The organism is Hydrogenophaga sp. Root209, from assembly GCF_001428625.1.
Taxonomy (GTDB): Bacteria; Pseudomonadota; Gammaproteobacteria; order Burkholderiales; family Burkholderiaceae_C; genus Hydrogenophaga.
Genome location: NZ_LMIE01000033.1, coordinates 44204 through 63456, shown reverse-complemented (window position 1 = coordinate 63456; position 19253 = coordinate 44204). Strand labels below are relative to the sequence as shown.

Below are 19253 nucleotides of genomic sequence, written 5' to 3'. Positions count from 1 at the left end.
CTCACCGGGCGGGGTATCCGTCCAGTGGGTTACTGTTTTCTTATCCAGTGGCTGTATTTTTAACCAGTTCAAAGGACTTGGCAAGTGGAGAATGAAAATCAGGGGCGTCGCCTGGTGGTTCTGGGCACCGGCGGAACGATTGCCGGACGCGCAACCCAGGCGAACGACAACGTGGGCTATGTGGCTGGGCAGGTGGCGGTGAGCGATCTGGTGGCGAAGGTTCCAGCCTTGGCAGCCTGCCCGCTGGACGTGGAGCAGGTGGCACAGATCAACAGCAAGGACATGGTGCTGAGCGTATGGCAGGCGTTGGCCATGCGTGTGGCGGTGCATCTGGATCGGCCCGAGGTGGCCGGCATCGTGATCACCCACGGCACCGACACGATCGAGGAGACGGCCTTCCTGCTGCAGGCATTGTTGCGACCGTCCAAGCCGGTGGTGCTGACTTGCGCGATGCGGCCAGCCACCGCGCTGGTGCCTGACGGGCCCCAAAACCTGAGCGACGCGGTGGCGGTTGCCCTGCATCCGCAGGCCTGCGGCGTGGTGGTCGTGTGCGCCGGGCGCATTCACGGCGCTCTGGACGTGGCCAAGGTGCATACCTACAGGACGGACCCGTTCGAATCGGGTGATGCAGGTGCTCTGGGCTGCGTGGAAGAAGCGCAGCTGCGTCTGTTCCGGCCGTGGCCACCAGCCGTGAGCCAGGGCACGCACGACCCCGCAGGCCTGCAACGCCTGCTGGATGCTGCCGAGCTGCCGCGGGTGGAACTGATGTTCAGCCACGCCGGCTCCGATGGAGAGCTGGTGCGAGCCCTGCTCGGCCACCCCCCCACGAGTGCAGGCCGGTTGCGCGGCATCGTGGTGGCAGGCACAGGCAACGGCACGGTGCACGACGACTTGCTGGTGGCGCTGAAACAAGCACAGGCCGGTGGTGTCCATGTGGTGGTGGCCAGTCGTTGCGCGCAGGGCCGTGTGGTGCCGCATGACGGTCAACCGCTGCCTGACTCGGCCGGCCTTTCGCCCGTGAAGGCGCGCCTTGCCTTGGCGTTGCAGCTGCTGAATGCCTGACATGCTGGTGGCTCTGGGTTCACACCCTTGGGCCTACCCCATGCTGGAGGTGGTCCACCTGATTGGCGTGGCCTTGATCGTCGGCAATCTGGTCTTGCTCGAACTGCGTGTTTTTGGATGGGCGTCTGCTTTGCCGATCGAGCCTCTGGCGCGGTTGAGCCTGGGGCTGGTCGGTTTGGGCTTCGGCCTGGCTGCGATGACGGGATTGCTGATGTTCGGCACCCAACCTGGGGAACTGCTGGCCAATCGCGTGTTCACAGCCAAGATGGTGCTGATCATGCTGGCCGGCTGCAATGCGGGCTGGTTTCATGCGCGCCGTTCGCTGCAGCGCCAGGATGCCACCGCCCGCGTGAGCATGCTCTTGTCTTCGATGATCTGGATTCTGATCATCACCTGTGGGCGCTGGATTGCTTATGTCTGAAGGAGCGCACCATGCAACGACGTGATTTTGTACAACTGGTGGCCCTGCTGGGCTGGGGCGGTGGCCCCACCGGTGCCCTGGCGCACCATGGCTGGAGCAGCTTCGATCAGAGCCGCCCGATCTACCTCCAAGGCAAGGCTGCCGATGTGAAATGGCGCAACCCGCACGTTGAACTGGTGCTGGAGCTGCCTGAACCGCTGCGCCTGCCCGCCGATCTGGCCCAGCGCGCACTGCCTGCGCAAACCGCCGGTGTGGACGGACCTGCGTTGCTGGCCAAGGCGGTGGTTCCGACGCGGCGCGATCGGCGCTGGGAGGTGGAGTTGGCTCCGTTGTTCCGCCTGGGGCAGTGGCAGATGCCCGAGATCAAGAATGGAGATGCGCTCTCGTTGGTGGGCTTCACCTTCAAGGATGAGGCGGGCGCTGCCATCGTGCGGGCCGAATACGTGTTTCTCGGCGGCAAGGTGTATGGCCTGCGCTCCAGCCCGGCATGAGGCGCTGCGCCCCATCAAAAAACCCGGCTCAAGGCCGGGTTTTTTGGGGGGGACGGTGGGCTACTTCGAGAGCGCCTCGAAGGCGCGCGCCGTGATGTCTTCGACCGAGCCCATGCCGCTGATGGCGCGGTACTGTGGCGCAGCAGTGGCGTCATTGCGCGCCCAACTGCTGTAGTAGTCGACCAGCGGGCGGGTCTGGGCACTGTAGACCTCCAGCCGCTTTTTCACGGTTTCTTCCTTGTCGTCTTCGCGCTGGATGAGTGGCTCGCCGGTCACGTCGTCCTTGCCTTCGACCTTGGGCGGATTGAACTTCACGTGGTAGGTGCGACCCGAGGCAGGGTGCGAACGGCGCCCGCTCATGCGCTCGATGATCGCATCGAAAGGCACGTCGATCTCCAGCACGTAGTCCAGCTTGACGCCGGCGGTTTTCATGGCGTCGGCCTGCGGGATCGTGCGGGGGAAGCCGTCAAACAGGAAACCACCCGAGCAGTCGGGTTGTGCAATGCGCTCCTTCACCAGGTTGATGATCAGGTCGTCACTGACCAGGCCGCCAGATTCCATGACGGCCTTGGCTTGCAGCCCCAGCGGGGTGCCGGCCTTGACCGCTGCACGGAGCATGTCGCCGGTGGAAATCTGGGGAATGCCGTACTTCTGGCAAATGAACGTCGCCTGCGTTCCTTTGCCGGCTCCCGGAGCTCCCAACAAAATCAGTCTCATCGCTTTCCTTCTATGGTGTTTCAATGGCTTGGCCGCTTGTCTCGAGCGGCCGCCCAAGGCGTGGGGGCCGGGGCAACCAATCGAGGATAGCATGCACATCCTCGCGTCCGGCTTACGCCGCAGGGCGCCAAACCGGGCTGTTCCCTGGTGCGTGGAGTCAGTCCCGAGACAGCATGCGGCGGACCCTGTCGAGGTCTTGGGGTGTATCCACGCCCGCACCGGGCGCGACCGCGCTCAGGTGCACCGCAATGCGCTCGCCGTGCCACAACACCCGCAGCTGTTCCAGCGATTCCGTGGTTTCCAGCGGAGCGGGTTCCAGGCTGGGGAAACGCTTCAAGAATCCCACGCGATATGCGTACAGGCCCACATGTCGCAACGGCGCGGGTGAGGGTAGCGATGGAGCGCCATCGGCGGAAATGCCGTCGCGCCACCAGGGAATGGGCGCACGGCTGAAGTAAAGCGCTGTCTGTCGACGGTCCAGCACCACCTTGACGACGTTGGGATTCAGGAGATCGGCCAACTGATCGATGGCATGCGCAGCCGTGCTCATGACGCAATCGGGTCGGGCTTTCAGTTGCGCGGCCACGGCATTGATGAGATCGGGGTCGATCAGGGGCTCGTCTCCCTGCACATTCACCACCACCTCGTCGTCGGCCAAGCTCAGCAAGGCGCAGGCCTCGGCCAGTCGGTCGCTTCCACTGGGATGGTCGTTGCGGGTGAGGATGGCTTTGACGCCGTGTGTTTCGCAAGCCTCAACGATGCGCAGGTCGTCCGCCGCCACCACACACAGGCGAGCACCGCTGAGTTGCGCTTGCCGGGCCACGCGAACCACCATGGGCAGACCCGCAATGTCAGCCAGCGGCTTGTTGGGCAGGCGGGAGGAGGCCAGTCGGGCGGGGATCAGGACCACAAAGTCATTCGGCTCCGGCGCAGCGCTCATGGCAGAGGCGTGGGCGCGTTGGGCCGGGCGGCTTCTTCGTCGGTCAACGGACGGGCCTCGTGCTCCAGCAGGATCGGGATCCCGTCGCGCACCGGGTAGGCCAGACGTGCGCTGCGAGAGAGCAGTTCCTGGTTCTCGCGGTTGAAGATCAGGGGCCCTTTGGTGACGGGGCAGACCAGCAGTTCGAGCAGTTTGGTGTCCATCTTGCGATGATAGTCGCGCGTGCCCATTCAGGGCTTGCGCCCGAGCGTGTGAAGTCGGTGGTCGAGCGTGTTGAAGAAGGCCGGTTCTGGCGTCAGTTCCAGAGGCACGGCCCATGCCTGGACACGCGAGGCGGGCTGGGCCTCGGCCAGCAGGGGAAACAGCTTGACAGCGTCCTTCTCGGTACAGAGCAGGGTGCACTCGGAGTCCTGGATCAACGCCGCATAGTCGGCTGCATCGGCATGGTCGGGCAAACCCACTTTTCGCTCGGGCCGCAGACCCCTTGCATGCAACATGTCAAAAAACACCGAGGGTCTGGCGATGCCGGCCACCGCGGTCAGGCGGTGGGTGCGCAACTCGTGCAATGGAATGCGATCTCCGGTCGGCCCCACGGCATGAGCGGCAAGCCGCCGTGTCGCGCTGAACAGCGATGCGCCGGGCGCGCTGATCGGGGGAGGCGCAAGCGCATCTTCGCGGTGCTGGTGCAGGACCATATCCTGCAGCGGGCTGCCGCTGGAGCCGCGAGGCCATGCTTCGCGCAGCAGGCCGGCCGGCAGCAACCAGCCGTTGCCCGTGCCGCGGTCGTCGAACACGACGATCTGCAGGTCGCGGTGCAAAGCCCAGTGCTGCAGGCCGTCGTCGCAAACCAGGACGTCCACCTCGGGGTGCGCTCCCACCAAAGTGTCGGCTGCCGCGACACGGCTGGCAGCCACAAACACGGGGACACCTGTGCGCTGACGAATCAGGGCGGGTTCGTCGCCGCATTCTTCCAACGGCATATCAGGCCTGACTTCGACGATCTCCTGGCTGTGCCGGCCGTGGCCGCGCGAGACCACGCCAGGACGCCAGCCCTGGTCGCGCAGGTGGTTCACCACCGCGATCACCGTGGGCGTCTTGCCCGCGCCGCCCACCACCACATTGCCGATCACGATCACCGGCACCTTGATGCGGTGGGTCTTGAAGATGCCGAGCACATACAAGGTTCGACGCAAAGCCATCAGGCCGGCGTACACCTGTGAGACCGGCCACAGCAGACGGGCCAGCCAACCTCGCTTGCGGGAATGCACCAACCATAGCGCCTGCCAGCGGGACTGACTCATCGGCGCGCGGCGGGGAGTCAGCCCGTCAGGGCTTGCCACGGGCTGCTGCGGCGCCCGTCTGCTGGGTGGCAAACGTGATCTGGACAAGGCCTGCGCGGCGGGCAGCATCCATCACGTTGATGACCGACTGGTGGGTGGCCGTGGCATCGGCGCTGATGATGATCACGGTCTCTGCGTTGCCTTGTGATGCCTGGCTCAACGCACTTGTGAGCAACTCGACGCTGGCGCCTTCAAGCACCTGCCTGTTGATCGAGTAGCGCCCATCGCTGCCGACCGCCACGACGACTTCCTGTGTGTTGTTCTTGGGTGCCTGGGCATCGGCCACCGGCAGGTTCACCTTGAGTTCGGTGAACTTGCTGTATGTGGTGGTGAGCATCAGGAAGATGAGCACCACCAGCAGGATGTCGATGAACGGGATCAGGTTGATCTCGGGTTCATCGCGCGAGCCGGGACGGAAATTCATGGCTTCAGTGCTTGCGCAGGCTCAGCAGGTGGCGCGCGAACCGCTCTGCCGCCAGCTCCAGATTGAGCAGGTAGTCGTCGACCCGGGCGCGGAAATAACGCCAGAAGATGAGCGCGGGGATCGCCACGATCAGGCCGAAGGCGGTGTTGTAGAGGGCAATCGAGATGCCCTGGGCCAGTTGGGCGGGGTCCCCCACGCCTGGCACCACGCCAGCTCCTTGCGCGCCCTGGGAGCCAAAGATTTCGATCATGCCGATGACGGTGCCCAGCAGTCCGAGCAGGGGCGCAGCCGATGCGATGGTGGCCAGCGCGCCGAGGTAGCGTTGCAACTGCGCAGCAGCCTGGCGACCGGCGCCCTCCAGGCTGGCGCGCAAGTCGTCCTCGCTGGCACGTGGGTTGCTGTTGAAGGTGCGAAAACCGCTGGCGAGCACCGTGCCGAGCACGGAATTCTGTTCAAGCTGGGTCACCACGTCCGGCCCTGGCACGCCATTGCGCGACACCATGATGGCCTCGTCCAACAGTTTGGGGGGAAAGATCTTCGCTGTTTTGAGACTGACGAATCGTTCGATGACGAGGGCCAATCCGATGACGGAACAGAGGATCAGTGGCCAGATGGGCCATCCGGCGGCTTGTATGATGGAAAGCAAGTCTGGGCTCCAGGCGGGTGCCGCAGGGACGCGCGGCGCGAGACAGTGCGGCGATTATGTCTCAGGGGTGGTGCCTGCCCCGCGAAACAGCCCCCAACCCCGTACCCTATGCACCACGCAACGCGCTGACCTTAGTGCACAGATTCTGTGGATAACTTTGTGAAGAACCCGGCGCGCAAGTGGTGCCAGCCCGCGCGGGGCTTCAGTTTTGACAGATCGATCAGCAAACAGGCAGTGCAAAACGCTTCTGAATCAATGCGCTATTCGCCCCAGCCTGTGCACGCAGGCTTCTCTCACCAAAACGCCAGCGTTCATGCGGTCTGTGGACACTTTTTCCTGGGAGACGCCCGTGGTTGAGCCGTTTTCCGGATTGGACGCCACATCGGCGGGGCGCGTGTGGGCAGTTGGCCCGCTCATGCGAGCTGTGGCGGACACCCTGGCCGCGCGGTTCAATCCGGTGGCGGTGCGCGGGGAGATATCCGGCTTCTCGCGCGCGTCCAGCGGCCATTGTTATTTTTCCCTGAAGGACGAAACCGGGCAGGTGCGTTGCGCGCTGTTTCGGCGCTCGGCCGAGCAGCTCACGTTCGCTCCGCGCGATGGACAACTTGTGCAGGCCCGCGGCAAGCTCGACGTATACGGCGCGCGCGGTGAACTGCAACTGATCGTGGACAGCTTGCAGCCAGCCGGGCAGGGCGCGCTGTTCGAGCAATTTCTTCGGCTCAAGGCCCAGCTGGAGGCCGAGGGACTCTTCGACGCGGCACGCAAAAGGCCCTTGCCGCCCCAGCCGCGCAGCATCGGTGTCGTCACGTCGCTGGGGGCTGCTGCCTTGCGCGACGTGGTGACCGCCCTCCAGCGGCGGGTGCCGCATCTGCCCGTGGTGATCTACCCGGCTTCGGTGCAGGGTGCCCAGGCGCCAGCCGAGCTGTGTGCAGCACTGCAGACAGCGTACCGACGCCATACGGAAATGGGCGAGAGCGAGGTCCTGCTGCTGGTGCGCGGTGGGGGATCTCTGGAAGACCTGTGGTCGTTCAACGACCCCGAACTGGTGCGCATGGTGTCGCGCGCACCAATGCCCGTGGTGTGCGGCGTCGGGCACGAGACCGATTTCACCCTGGCCGACTTCGTGGCCGATCTGCGGGCGCCCACGCCCACGGCTGCAGCAGAACTTTGCGCCCCGGCGCGCGAACAGCGCCTTGGTGAACTCGACTACCTGCAGGAGCGCCTTGGCACGGCAGCCTTCAGCATCCTTGACCAGCGCGGTCAGCGGCTGGACCGGCTGGCGCAGCGCATGGGGCGCCCCTCTGCGCGGCTGCACGACAGCCTGCAAAACCTCAGCCGTCTGCAGCATCGGTTGCAGAGCGGGTGGATGCTGAGCACGCAACAGCGGCGCAGCCGGCTGCGAGCCCTGGAAGCGCAGTTGCCGAGCGCCTTGCAACGCTCGTTCAACCAGCAGCAGCAGCGCTTGCAGCGGTGCGAGCTCTCGCTGGGCCTGCTTGACCCCCAACTGGTGCTGGAGCGCGGCTATGCATTTCTCACCGACGTACAAGGCCTGGCGGTGACGCGGGCTGCTCAGGTGCAACCTGGCCAGCAGCTCAGGGCCACGCTGGCCGATGGCAGCGTCGATGTGCGGGTGCAAGCGCCTGACCAGAAACCCTGACACCATCGCTGCACAGTCGCGTGCCTACAATGGCCGCCTGATCGCAGGCCTGCCGAAACCTGGCGGCGAGTCTTTCAACAACACCACTCACGAGGAACCCATGGAACACACCCTGCCCGCATTGCCTTACGCCCTGGACGCACTGGCTCCCCACTACAGCCGTGAAACGCTGGAGTTCCACCACGGCAAGCACCACAACGCCTATGTGGTCAACCTCAACAACCTGCAAAAAGGCACCGAGTTCGAAGCCATGGACCTGGAGTCCATCGTCAAGAAATCCAGCGGCGGCATCTACAACAACTCCGCGCAGATCTGGAACCACACTTTTTTCTGGAATTGCATGAAGCCCAACGGCGGCGGCGAGCCGTCCGGCGCACTGGCTGCTGCCATCGTCGCCAAGTGGGGTAGCTACGCCGCATTCAAGGAAGCCTTTGTGAAGTCCGCCGTGGGCAACTTCGGTTCGGGCTGGACCTGGCTGGTGAAGAAAGCCGATGGCTCCGTCGACATCGTCAACATGGGAGCAGCAGGTACCCCGCTGACCACCGGCGACAAGGCTCTGCTGACCGTGGATGTGTGGGAGCACGCCTACTACATCGACTACCGCAATGCCCGTCCCAAGTTCGTGGAAACCTTCCTCGACAAACTGGTGAACTGGTCGTTTGCCGAAGCCAACTTCGCTTGAAGGACCGCTTCCCGGTGACTGGGCTCGAAGGGCAACCTTCGGGCCCTTTTTGTTGGTGGCAATCTGAAAAAGAAATCGGATATTTCACTGCTATTTTTGCATTGTGAGATGGCGGTTCAAAAAATGGGGTTTGAATCAGACTCCCGAAAGCAAAATCACATACGGTTCGATCCAGTCCGCCGGAAATCCTGTGCCGGAGCGGTTCGAAGACCTCAGCCCAACAATTTTGGAGATACGCGATGAGCAGCCAGCAACCCACCATCATTTACACCCTGACGGACGAAGCCCCCTTGCTGGCGACCAGTGCGTTCCTGCCCATCATCCGCACCTTCGCGGCACCCGCGGGCATCAACGTCGCCACCAGCGACATCTCGGTGGCCGCGCGCGTGCTGGCCGCTTTCCCCGAGTGCCTGACGGAAGCGCAGCGCGTGCCGGACCACCTGGCCGAACTCGGCAAGCTGACGTTCAAGCCCGAAGCCAACATCATCAAGTTGCCCAACATCAGTGCGTCCGTGTCGCAACTGGTGGCCTGCATCAAGGAGTTGCAAGCCAAGGGCTATCCGATCCCCGACTATCCGGAAAACCCGAAGACCGAGGAGGAAAAAGCGCTTCGCGCGCGCTACTCCAAGTGCACCGGTAGCGCCGTCAATCCGGTCCTGCGCGAGGGCAATTCCGACCGGCGCGCACCCAGAGCCGTGAAGGAATATGCGCGCAAGAACCCACACAGCATGGGCGAGTGGAGCCAGGCTTCGCGTTCGCACGTCTCGCACATGCACGCGGGCGACTTCTACCACGGTGAAAAGTCCATGACGCTGGACAAGGCGCGCGACGTCAAGATGGAGCTGATCACCAAGAGCGGCAAGACCATCGTGCTCAAGCCCAAGGTCGCGCTGCTGGACCGAGAGATCATCGACTCCATGTTCATGAGCAAGAAGGCGCTGCTGGCCTTCTACGAGAAGGAGATCGAAGACGCGCACAAGACCGGCGTGATGTTCTCGCTGCACGTCAAGGCCACCATGATGAAGGTCTCGCACCCCATCGTGTTCGGCCACTGCGTGAAGATCTTTTACAAGGACGCGTTCGAGAAACACGGCAAGCTGTTCGACGAGTTGGGTGTCAACGTCAACAACGGGATGGTTGATCTTTACAACAAGATCACCACGCTGCCGCAGTCCAAGCAGGACGAGATCAAGCGCGACCTGCACGCCTGCCACGAGGGCCGCCCCGAGCTGGCCATGGTCGATTCAGCCAAGGGCATCACCAACTTCCATTCGCCCAACGACGTCATCGTCGACGCCTCCATGCCGGCCATGATCCGCAACAGCGGCAAGATGTGGGGCGCCGATGGCCGCCTGAAGGACGTGAAGGCCGTGATGCCCGAGTCCACGTTCGCCCGCATCTACCAGGAGATCATCAACTTCTGCAAGTGGCACGGCGCCTTTGACCCCAAGACCATGGGCACGGTGCCCAACGTGGGCCTGATGGCTCAGCAGGCCGAGGAGTACGGCTCACACGACAAAACCTTCGAGATCACCGAAGACGGTGTCGCCAACATCACCGACCTGGCCACCGGCGAAGTGCTACTCAGCCAGGACGTGGAGCAGGGCGACATCTGGCGCATGTGCCAGGTCAAGGACGCCGCGATCCGCGACTGGGTCAAGCTGGCCGTGAACCGGGCGCGCAACTCGGGCATGCCGGTCGTGTTCTGGCTCGACCAGTACCGCCCACACGAAGCGCAGCTCATCACCAAGGTCAAGATGTACTTGCACGAGCACAACACCAGTGGCCTGGACATCCAGATCATGAGCCAGGTGCGTGCCATGCGCTACACGCTGGAGCGCGTGATCCGCGGCCTGGACACCATCAGCGCCACCGGCAACATCCTGCGCGACTACCTGACCGACCTGTTCCCCATCATGGAGCTGGGCACCAGTGCCAAGATGCTGTCCATCGTGCCGCTGATGGCCGGCGGAGGGATGTACGAAACGGGCGCCGGTGGCTCGGCGCCCAAGCACGTGCAGCAGTTGGTGGAAGAAAACCACCTGCGCTGGGATTCCCTGGGTGAGTTCCTCGCGCTGGCGGTGTCGATGGAAGACCTGGGTTTGAAGACCGGCAACCTGCAGGCCAAGGTGCTGGCGAAGACGCTGGACGCGGCCACGGGCAAGCTGCTGGACAACAACAAGAACCCTTCGCCCAAGACCGGCCAGCTCGACAATCGGGGCAGCCAGTTTTACCTGGCGCTGTACTGGGCCCAGGAGCTGGCTGCTCAAACCGAAGACACAGCGCTGGGTGCCAAATTCGCGCCACTGGCCAAGCAACTGGCCGACAACGAAAAGACGATCGTGGCCGAGCTGGCGGCCGTCCAGGGCAAGGCAGTGGACATCGGTGGCTACTACAAGCCCGACTTCGACAAGCTCGAGGCCATCATGCGACCCAGCAAGACCTTCAACGCGGCGCTGGCTTCAGTGCAGGCTTGAAGATGGCGTGTGAGTAGATGAAGCGGCCTACCGTGTGAACGGTGGGCCGCTCAGCTTTGAGCCCGCCTTGAGGCCGCGCTTGTCGAACCAACCCTTGTTCATTTCCAGCACGTAGCGCACCGGCTTGACAGAGCAGTGCGAGGCCAGGCTCTGCGGCTGCATGTCCGCGAGGTTGACGATGGTGCCGTCGTCGGCCACGAACGCCGCCGTCAGCGGCAGCAAGGTGTTCTTCATCCAGAAACATTGCTCCGAGGCGTGCTCGAACGCGAACAGCATGCCTTCGTTGACCGGCATCTCCTTGCGAAACATCAGGCCCACGGCGCGCTCCTGCGGGGTGGTTGCCAGCTGCGCCTGGATCAGGTGCATGCCGGCTGACAGGGTCACCCGTGGCAATTGAAGTTGGGGCGAATCCTGAGACCAGGCCGGCCCCACCACGAGGAACAGCAAAGACAGCAGGTGGATGGACAGTTTTTTCATGCAATGAATGGGGTGGTTCGCTTCAGGCCCGCATTCTCCGCCAACCCAATGCCCGGCGTGTGTCCGGTGTGTATCTGGCAGGAAGGCTTCCACGCTGCGTTGGGGTGCTTGGGGGGGACTAGAATTTCCGCAGCGCTTCAGCGCGACCTTCAGGCGAGCCTGGGCTCTGCGAGCCGGCCGCCGGCACCAGACACCACGGAGCTCTCCAACATGTACCAACACATCAAAGTACCCCCCCAGGGCGAGAAAATCACCGTCAACGCCGACATGTCGCTGAATGTGCCCGATCAGCCCATCGTGCCGTACATCGAAGGTGACGGCACTGGGTTGGACATCACGCCGGTGATGCTCAAGGTGGTTGATGCCGCCGTGGCCAAGGCCTACGGCGGCCAGAAGAAGATCCACTGGATGGAGGTCTACGCGGGTGAGAAGTCGACCAAGGTTTACGGCCCCGACGTGTGGCTGCCGGAAGAAACCCTGGCCGCGCTGCGCGAGTACGTTGTCTCCATCAAGGGACCGCTGACCACGCCCGTGGGCGGCGGCATCCGCTCGCTCAACGTGGCGCTGCGTCAGGAGCTCGACCTCTACGTTTGCCTGCGCCCGGTGCAGTACTTCAAGGGCGTGCCTTCGCCCCTGAAAGAACCCGAGAAGACCAACATGGTGATCTTCCGCGAGAACTCGGAAGACATCTATGCGGGCATCGAGTACGAAGCCGAGTCCGACAAGGCCAGGAAACTCATCAAGTTCCTGATGGAAGAGATGGGCGTGACCAAAATCCGCTTCCCGAACACCTCGGGCATCGGCATCAAGCCGGTGTCGCGCGAAGGCACCGAGCGCCTGATGCGCAAGGCCCTTCAGTACACGATCGACAACGACAAGCCCAACCTGACCATCGTGCACAAGGGCAACATCATGAAGTACACCGAAGGTGGCTTCCGGGACTGGGCCTACGCCCTCGCGCAGAAGGAATTTGGCGCCGAGCTGATCGACGGCGGCCCGTGGTGCAAGTTCAAAAACCCCAAAACGGGACGTGACATCGTCGTCAAGGACAGCATCGCCGATGCCTTCCTGCAGCAGATCCTGCTGCGCCCGGCCGAGTACTCGGTGGTGGCCACGCTCAACCTGAACGGTGACTACATCTCGGATGCCCTGGCGGCCCAGGTCGGTGGCATCGGCATCGCGCCCGGCGCCAACCTGTCCGATACCGTGGCCTGCTTCGAAGCCACGCACGGCACCGCGCCCAAATACGCCGGCAAGGACTATGTGAACCCCGGTTCCGAAATCCTGTCTGCCGAAATGATGTTGCGCCACATGGGCTGGACGGAGGCCGCAGACCTCATCATCAGTTCGATCGAGAAATCCATCGCCAGCAAGAAGGTCACCTACGACTTCGCCCGCCTCATGGAAGGCGCCACGCAGGTGAGCTGCTCGGGTTTCGGTCAAGTGATGATCGATAACATGTAATCTCGTTTTGCCTGGGTGTGCCGGGTGGCAAAAAAGCCTCGTTTCCTCATGGACTCGGGGCTTCTTTGTTGCCCGTCGTTGCGCGAAGGTGGTCTGTATTGCGGCTCCATGGCTCCATGAATTGCTCCATGGTGCAGAATATGGAGCCATGTCGGTGACCTTTCGCCGATTTCATGGAGCCACCCATGGCAGATCGCAGTGTCAACTACGCCCTTCGGGCGACCGTCATCAACGCGGCCAAGCCCAAGGCCAAGCCCTACGTGCTGACGGATGGCGGGGGCCTGTACGTCGAGGTACTGGCCACGGGCTCGAAGGTCTGGCGCTACAGCTATCGGATTGGTGGTAGCCGGCCAAAGCTGACGATCGGCCCGTATCCCGAGATCGGCATTGCCGACGCCCGGGACAAACATGCGGAGTTGCGCGCGCTGGTGGCCAAGGGGGTGGACCCGATCAAGTTCACCCGTGAGACCACAGCACAGCGGGAGGCAGAAGACCGCGCGCGCGTCACATTTGCGTCCTTCGCCAAGCAGTGGATCGCCGATACCCTGTTCTATCGGTCCGAGAGCTACCGCAGCCAGACAATCCGCCTTCTGGATGCCTACATCAACCCAACGATCGGGGAGAAGGTATTGGTGGAGGTGAAGCCGGCCCACGTGCTGTCCATCGTGGAGGCGCTCAAGCACGTACCGACAACGGCGGATCGTTGTCGTGCGTTGATTCAGCAGATCTTCAACCACGCGATCCGCAAGCTGCTGGTGGACAGCAACCCCGCAGTTGCGATCCGGGGCGTCATCAAAGTGCCGCCCAAAACGCACCATCGGCACTTGTCGGAAAAGGAACTTGCTGCCTTCTGGAAGAAGGTGGGCATGCAGCACACGGCCAGTGCTGTGACCGTCTATGCGGTCAAGCTGCTCATGCTGACCATGGTTCGCAAGTCCGAGCTTCGGTTGGCGAAATGGGAGGAGTTCGACTTGGCGGCGGGCATCTGGGATATTCCAGCCATAAGGATGAAGATGCGCAGCCCGCACCGGGTCTATTTGTCGCAACAGACAGTAGAGCTGCTGCAGGAACTCAAGAAGATGTCAGGGCATGGGGAGTATGTGTTCCCGATGCGCTTCCTGGGCGGGCAGGGGAAACCGATATCTGACGCCACGCTCAACCACTTCATCAAACGCCTGGATTTCGGTGTGCCAGAGTTTTCTCCGCATGGCACGCGCGGGACGGCGGCCACGCTTCTCCGAGAAAACGGCTTCACTCGGGACGTTGTGGAGCGGTTGCTGGCGCACCAGGAGCGCAGTTCAGTCGTGGCGGCCTACACCCATGCCGAATACGCCGACGAGCGCCGCAAGGCCTTGCAGTGGCTTGCAGACCGGATTGACACGATTACGACGTAGTTGCTCCCAGGCTGCGGACTGACTCGATCTCCCATACGCGTGTGGAAGTCCCCGCGAGGTAGCGACCGACCGGCGCTTTGCCCGACTTCACCCACCGATGCCAGGTGCTCCGGTCGATCGGCAGGATGCCGGCGTAGCCGCGTTTGGGATCACGGCAGATGTCCGAGCTGCGCACGAGCGCGCCTGGCGGGAAGCTGGTTATGGGTCTGCTGGGCGGCGCCAACTTTTCGTCTTTCATGGTCAAGCTCCTGCGCGCGGTAATCGAGCGACTGTGATCCCATTCTCAATAGAGGAGTCACAGAAGAAAACTCGCCACGGCGTAGCAGGGCGTAGCACCATGTGCTGCGTGGATTTACGTCGCGGTTTGTGTAGGTTCCGACGGGCCCGATCGAGTAGTTTTGCGGCGGTCTTCAACTGGGTGTTTCCTGAACCCGCGATCTCGCGCCATGAACGCCGCCAGCATGTGCGGAATCAGGGCGAGCACATCCGTCGCCTCGCCATAGGTCTGAGTATGCAGGGCGGCGTAGCGATCCAGCTCGGCCTTCAGGTCGGATGGACAAGAGAAGGTCAGCTTGATGTTCTCTGTCTTGGGCAGTGGCCCCAAGCGCAGCTTACGGGCCGTGCTCATCGTGGTACTCCTCGAACGAAGAACAGCGGCTGGTAGGGCCGCAGCACCAGGTCTCGGTTGACGATGACGCGCATGGGCAAACCCGGTCGGGCGGTCAGTGTCGGTTGGATGTTCAGGTTGCGGCGGGTCACTTCCTGACCGATCTGGTTCACGCTGTCCTGCAAGCTGTCGCGTCCGGCGATCACGATGCGGCTATCGTCCTGCCGGTTGTCGGGCGCGGCCAGCTCGGCACCGATGCCCAGCAGTGAGGTCAGCGCGGCGCCTGTAAAGACGCGATCCCAGTGCCAGTCCACGCCGTCTTCGAGTCCAGCACGCCCGGCAGGGTCGGAACCCACCAGGTTGTCCAGTGTCAGCGAGGACGTGTCGGGCAGGATCACCCGGTTCCACACCACCTGCACCCGGCTCTGGCCATAGCTCACCTGGCTGTTGTAGCGCCCGAGGACGCGAGATCCCTGCGGGATCAGCAGGTGTTTGCCGGTGGCGGTGTCGTAGACCGGCTCGGTGACCGTGGCGATCACGTCGCCGGGTAGGTCGGACTGGATGCCGGTGACCAGAGCACCGGCGATCACCGTACCCGCCATCACCTGGTAGGGCGAGGGGGGCAGTTGCAGCGAGCCGGAATTGCGTGTTTCCGTGGAAGCGGCTTTCTGGAAAGCCTCTTTCTGGTCTTGCCGGTTCTGTGACGCCGTGGCGTCGGCACCGCCGGTCTGCGCTGGCGTGGACGCGGGGCCTGCCGCCATGGGGTCGAAACCTGTTAGGTCGCTGGGCGCCGAGCTCTGCGTTCCAGGGGCCGCAGGGGACGGCGCAGCAGTTGCCGCGCGCTGCGAACCATCGCGAAAAAACACCGATGCTGCGGCAGCCTGCTCGGACTCCTTGCGCCGGGCATCGCGCTCTGACGCGGCAGGATCGTGTCCCGGTGGCGAATAGCTCGGGACCACTGGCTGTTGCGACTTGACGATGGCTGGGCCCAGGTCGCCGGGCAGGGGTGGCCCCAACTCTGGCACCGGTGCGGGTTGTTGCAGCTTGGAGTAATCCGCAGGCAACTGCCCCAGGCCCTCGGAGCGCGAGACGCGATCAACGTTGAACAGCTCGGCGGGCTCGCTGGACTCACGACGGGTCTTGGGCTGCAGCGACCAGACCGTCGCCCCCAGCACGCCCAAGGCCAGCAGACCCGCCAGCAGCGCGAGGCTGCGGCGATTGAGCCGGGTCACCGGTCGCGGCTGGGCGCGCAGCGCCATCGATTCGGGCGACACTTTGGCCGCTGCAGGGCGGCCGGGCGCCCCTGACAGTGCGGGGTCGTGCATGGGCATGTTCAGTTCCTCCGAGTGGTCGGCGGCCATACGTCCGTGCGCTCGATGCGGACCACGTCGCCCTTGTCGGCGCCCAGCCGCAGTTCTGCTGCACCAAACAGGCGGTCGACGATGTAGTAGGGCGAGCGGAAGCGGTAGTTCACCAACTGGCCGTCGCCCTGCGCACCGATGACGAACAGCGGCGGCAACTCGCCTTGCGCGATGCCAGCCGGGAACTGGATGTAGACCTTCTCGCCATCGTCAAAGGCCCGCAAGGGCTTCCAGGGCGGCGTGCTGCCGCTGATTGCGTAGCGAAAGCGCAGGCGTTCCAGCGACAGTCCTGCGTCCACCGGTGCTGCAGTCTGTGCCGCCTGGGCCTGACGCTGCAAGGCCAGCATGCGGTCCTTGGGGTAGTCCCAGGACACCGAGGCCATCCACGCCTTCTCGGTTGAGGTCAACTCGATCAGGTAGGTGCGCCGGTTGGTGGTGATGACCAGGTTGGTCTTCAGGCCGGTGCGCACCGGCTTGACCAGCACGTTCACGCGCAGCGCATCGCCCGATCCGCTGGACGTGTCGCCCACGATCCAGCGCACCGTGTCGCCGGCCGCCACCGTGACCAGCTCTTCGCCCGCTTGCAGCGAAATCACTGTCACGCGGCCCGGCGCTGCGTAGACCTGGTACAGCGCACCGTCGGTGTACGGCCAGACCTGGATCGCATTGACGTAGCCCTCACGCGTCGGTGCGACCCGGGCCTCTTCGTTGGCCCTTGACACCCGCAGCCGTTCGTCCACGGGCTCGGACACGGGCGGCTTGTCCTGCGCTGCAGGCAGCGGCTTCATCTGCGAGGGCATGGGCAGCACCTGCGGTACCGCGACCACCTCCACCGGCTGGGGCGGCTCGGGCAGGGGCTGCGCCATCACGGGCTCGTCCAGCGGGATCACGGGTGGCGGCGTGCCTTGCGACGCGCAACCCGTCAAGGCCGCAGCAACGGCGATCGCACTGAAGAGCAGGCGCTGGGTCGGGTTCGGGGTGTTCATGGTTTGCTTCCTTCGTTTGCATCCAGTTCGCGGCTCCAGGACAGGCCGTTGACGTAGATGCCCAGGGGGTTCTTGCGCAGGCGCTGCTCAGTGCGCGGCGTCTGCAGCACGGTCGAGACCACGGCCGTCCACCGCTCGGTGCCGGCCGGTGCGCCGTTGACGAAGCGCTGCTCGGTCCAGCGCACGTTGAATGAGGCATCGCTGGCCCGGACCACGCTGGTGATCTGCACCGTTGCCGACTCCTTGCCCACCCGCACGAACGGATCGTTGGTGCGGGCGTATTCGTTGAGCACGGCGGCCCCGCGGTCGGTCGTGTAGTCGTAGGCGTCCAGCCAGTTCTGCCGCACCACGATCGGGTCGATGGACAGCGAACGCACCAGCGTCACGAAGCGGGCCAGGTGGTGCGCGATCTGCGCATCGCCGGGGCGGTAGGGTGAGGCGGCTTCGCCCACGGTGCGCACCTGCCCGGCCTGATCCACCTCCACCACGTAGGGCGTCACGATGGACTGCGCCGAGCGCCAGACCAGACCACCGGCCATCAACAAGGCCAGCGACAGACAGCCAAAGGCCATCAGGCGCCAGTTGCGGGCTTGCACGCGGGCCGATCCGATGCGCTCGTCCCAGGCCTGTGCGGCCGATTGGTAGGGGGTGGCAGGCAGCGGCGTGTCGGCATAGCGCACCTGCGGTCGTTTGAATCGCATGCTGGGTTCTCCTCAGGAATCCGAATCACGAAGGCTGGGCCCGCTGCCCGAGCCGCCCCCGTCGCCACCGCGCAGGGTGTGCGCGGCCGTCGTGGCGGCGTGCCCCATCTGCTGGCGCCGGCGCATGCGCTGCGCCCAGGCGGGCTCGGTGGCTGGGGTCGGGCTGGAGGAGCCTGTGGTGGCCGACTCGGCGCCGGCAGCCGCTGGCGCGGCAGCGTCCGCCACGAAGCCCGAAACCTTGTCCTTCACGGCCTTGGCGCCATCGGCCAGTTTTTGGCCCACCGCGCTGGCGCCTGTGCGGGCCACGTTGGCCACGCCGGCACCGGCGGCGCGCAGCGGACCGCCCGAGGACGCGGCAGCGCCGGCCTCGTAGGCGGATTTCGCGCCGGCCGCGAGGCCACCGGCCGAACGGGCGGCTGAGGCGCCACTGCCGATCGCGGCCCGTGCCGCACCGGGTGCCATGCGTGCGCCGGCGGCCACGGCCGCACCTGCACCTGCCACGGCAGCGCCTCCGGCCACCGCCAGACCCGTAGCGCCCAGCGCCGTTCCGGCTGCTGCGCCCGCGCCCAGTTGCGGCGCGCCGGACACCAGACCGGTCGCGATGCCAGGCCCAAAGATGCCCAGGCCGAGCAATGAAAGCGAGGCCAGCATCACCACCAGCGCGTGGTCGATGGAGGGCTCTGCTGGTGCCGTCTGGAACTGGGCGAACAACCCCGTGCCGATGCCCACGATCACCGCCAGCACCAGCACCTTGATGCCCGACGACACCACGTTGCCCAGCACCTTCTCTGCCAGGAAGGTGGTCTTGTTCCACAAGGCAAAGGGCACCAATACGAAGCCGGCCAGCGTCGTCAGCTTGAACTCCAGCAGCGTCACGAAAAGCTGCACGGCCAGCACGAAGAAGCTCACGATCACCGTGAGCCAGGCCAGGAACAGCACCACGATGGGTGCGATGTTGATGAACACCTCCGGAAAGCCGGACAGGTCGCTGATCTGCTGCAGGATGGGAGCTGCCGCATCGATGCCGGCTTTGGCCAGGTGGCCCGGCTGCAGGAAGGTGGCCAGGCTCATGCCCGAGCCACTGGCCTGCAAGCCCAGGCCGGCGAACGAGCGGAACACGATGCCCGACAGGCTGTTGAAGTTGCCGATGATGTAGGCGAAGGCACCCACGTAAAGCACCTTGCGGATCAGCTTCGCCATCACGTCCTCGCCCTGCCCGGAGGCATGGCCCATGGCCCAGAACAGACCGGCCAGGGTCATGTCGATGGCCACCAGCGTGGCGGTGAGGAAAGCGACCTCGCCGTTCAGCAACCCGAAACCCGAGTCGATGTAGGTGGAGAAGGTGTTCAGGAAGCGGTCGATGACGGCGACGTCGTCCATGAAAGGGCCTCGGGTGGTTCAGTGGC

Annotated in this window: 21 protein-coding genes; 8 read left to right on the top strand and 13 right to left on the bottom strand. The window is 64.3% G+C overall.

What is annotated here, in order from left to right:
- Positions 1-84: 84 nt before the first annotated feature.
- From ASE11_RS23155 to ASE11_RS23145, 3 genes are read left to right on the top strand one after another with little or no spacing between them, the layout of a single operon-like run.
- On the top strand, positions 85-1062 hold the full coding sequence (locus ASE11_RS23155; RefSeq protein WP_056277526.1) for an asparaginase: 978 nt from the start codon (positions 85-87) through the stop codon (positions 1060-1062).
- Between the two features lies 1 nt (position 1063).
- The gene (locus tag ASE11_RS23150) at positions 1064-1483 is read left to right on the top strand and encodes a hypothetical protein (RefSeq protein WP_056277522.1); all 420 of its coding nucleotides are present in this window, start codon (positions 1064-1066) and stop codon (positions 1481-1483) included.
- An 11-nt stretch (positions 1484-1494) separates the two neighbouring features.
- A complete protein-coding gene (locus ASE11_RS23145) occupies positions 1495-1974 on the top strand; it encodes a DUF6152 family protein (RefSeq protein ID WP_235501432.1) in 480 nt (159 codons plus the stop codon).
- Positions 1975-2034: 60 nt separating this feature from the next.
- Here ASE11_RS23145 and adk read toward each other — a convergent pair whose 3' ends face one another.
- The 6 genes from adk to ASE11_RS23115 all read right to left on the bottom strand — a co-directional run bounded on the left by adk (position 2035) and on the right by ASE11_RS23115 (position 6041).
- Positions 2035-2691: an adenylate kinase gene (gene adk / locus ASE11_RS23140; RefSeq protein ID WP_056277519.1), complete on the bottom strand. Its 657-nt coding sequence runs from the start codon at positions 2689-2691 to the stop codon at positions 2035-2037.
- Between the two features lie 157 nt (positions 2692-2848).
- On the bottom strand, positions 2849-3631 hold the full coding sequence (kdsB, locus tag ASE11_RS23135; protein ID WP_056277517.1) for a 3-deoxy-manno-octulosonate cytidylyltransferase: 783 nt from the start codon (positions 3629-3631) through the stop codon (positions 2849-2851).
- Positions 3628-3834, bottom strand: coding sequence for a Trm112 family protein (locus tag ASE11_RS23130; RefSeq protein ID WP_056278068.1), 207 nt, complete (start codon positions 3832-3834; stop codon positions 3628-3630). The genes kdsB and ASE11_RS23130 overlap by 4 nt, the downstream gene beginning before the upstream one ends.
- 27 nt (positions 3835-3861) lie before the next feature.
- Positions 3862-4932 carry a tetraacyldisaccharide 4'-kinase gene (lpxK, locus tag ASE11_RS23125; RefSeq protein ID WP_056277514.1) on the bottom strand — a complete coding sequence of 357 codons (1071 nt, stop codon included), beginning with the start codon at positions 4930-4932 and terminating at the stop codon, positions 3862-3864.
- Positions 4933-4957: 25 nt separating this feature from the next.
- On the bottom strand, positions 4958-5395 hold the full coding sequence (locus ASE11_RS23120; protein ID WP_056277511.1) for an ExbD/TolR family protein: 438 nt from the start codon (positions 5393-5395) through the stop codon (positions 4958-4960).
- Positions 5396-5399: 4 nt separating this feature from the next.
- The gene (locus ASE11_RS23115; RefSeq protein ID WP_056277508.1) at positions 5400-6041 is read right to left on the bottom strand and encodes a MotA/TolQ/ExbB proton channel family protein; all 642 of its coding nucleotides are present in this window, start codon (positions 6039-6041) and stop codon (positions 5400-5402) included.
- 415 nt (positions 6042-6456) lie between these two features.
- Between ASE11_RS23115 and xseA the strand changes: the two genes are divergently transcribed.
- The 3 genes from xseA to ASE11_RS23100 all read left to right on the top strand — a co-directional run bounded on the left by xseA (position 6457) and on the right by ASE11_RS23100 (position 10857).
- Positions 6457-7698 carry an exodeoxyribonuclease VII large subunit gene (gene xseA / locus ASE11_RS23110; RefSeq protein ID WP_056278066.1) on the top strand — a complete coding sequence of 414 codons (1242 nt, stop codon included), beginning with the start codon at positions 6457-6459 and terminating at the stop codon, positions 7696-7698.
- 100 nt (positions 7699-7798) lie between these two features.
- Positions 7799-8380: a superoxide dismutase gene (locus ASE11_RS23105; RefSeq protein ID WP_056278063.1), complete on the top strand. Its 582-nt coding sequence runs from the start codon at positions 7799-7801 to the stop codon at positions 8378-8380.
- 239 nt (positions 8381-8619) lie between these two features.
- Positions 8620-10857 carry an NADP-dependent isocitrate dehydrogenase gene (locus ASE11_RS23100; RefSeq protein WP_056277505.1) on the top strand — a complete coding sequence of 746 codons (2238 nt, stop codon included), beginning with the start codon at positions 8620-8622 and terminating at the stop codon, positions 10855-10857.
- A 27-nt stretch (positions 10858-10884) separates the two neighbouring features.
- Here ASE11_RS23100 and ASE11_RS23095 read toward each other — a convergent pair whose 3' ends face one another.
- On the bottom strand, positions 10885-11334 hold the full coding sequence (locus ASE11_RS23095) for a DUF192 domain-containing protein (RefSeq protein ID WP_056277503.1): 450 nt from the start codon (positions 11332-11334) through the stop codon (positions 10885-10887).
- A gap of 210 nt (positions 11335-11544) precedes the next feature.
- Between ASE11_RS23095 and icd the strand changes: the two genes are divergently transcribed.
- Positions 11545-12798, top strand: a complete 1254-nt coding sequence (icd, locus tag ASE11_RS23090) for an NADP-dependent isocitrate dehydrogenase (RefSeq protein WP_056277500.1) — start codon at positions 11545-11547, stop codon at positions 12796-12798.
- Positions 12799-12983: 185 nt separating this feature from the next.
- A complete protein-coding gene (locus ASE11_RS23085) occupies positions 12984-14192 on the top strand; it encodes a tyrosine-type recombinase/integrase (protein ID WP_056277497.1) in 1209 nt (402 codons plus the stop codon).
- Here ASE11_RS23085 and ASE11_RS26035 read toward each other — a convergent pair.
- From ASE11_RS26035 to trbL, 6 genes are all read right to left on the bottom strand, one after another.
- Positions 14182-14430: an AlpA family transcriptional regulator gene (locus tag ASE11_RS26035; protein WP_156406467.1), complete on the bottom strand. Its 249-nt coding sequence runs from the start codon at positions 14428-14430 to the stop codon at positions 14182-14184. The genes ASE11_RS23085 and ASE11_RS26035 overlap by 11 nt on opposite strands.
- Before the next feature lie 114 nt (positions 14431-14544).
- On the bottom strand, positions 14545-14820 hold the full coding sequence (locus ASE11_RS23080; RefSeq protein ID WP_056277494.1) for a DUF2274 domain-containing protein: 276 nt from the start codon (positions 14818-14820) through the stop codon (positions 14545-14547).
- Positions 14817-16124: a TrbI/VirB10 family protein gene (locus ASE11_RS23075; RefSeq protein WP_235501450.1), complete on the bottom strand. Its 1308-nt coding sequence runs from the start codon at positions 16122-16124 to the stop codon at positions 14817-14819. The genes ASE11_RS23080 and ASE11_RS23075 overlap by 4 nt, the downstream gene beginning before the upstream one ends.
- 8 nt (positions 16125-16132) lie before the next feature.
- Positions 16133-17146, bottom strand: coding sequence for a P-type conjugative transfer protein TrbG (trbG, locus tag ASE11_RS23070; RefSeq protein ID WP_056277491.1), 1014 nt, complete (start codon positions 17144-17146; stop codon positions 16133-16135).
- Positions 17143-17847, bottom strand: coding sequence for a conjugal transfer protein TrbF (trbF, locus tag ASE11_RS23065; RefSeq protein WP_056277489.1), 705 nt, complete (start codon positions 17845-17847; stop codon positions 17143-17145). The genes trbG and trbF overlap by 4 nt, the downstream gene beginning before the upstream one ends.
- 12 nt (positions 17848-17859) lie before the next feature.
- Complete coding sequence (gene trbL / locus ASE11_RS23060; RefSeq protein WP_056277486.1) at positions 17860-19227, bottom strand: P-type conjugative transfer protein TrbL; 1368 nt, start codon at positions 19225-19227, stop codon at positions 17860-17862.
- Between the last annotated feature and the right edge of the window lie 26 nt (positions 19228-19253).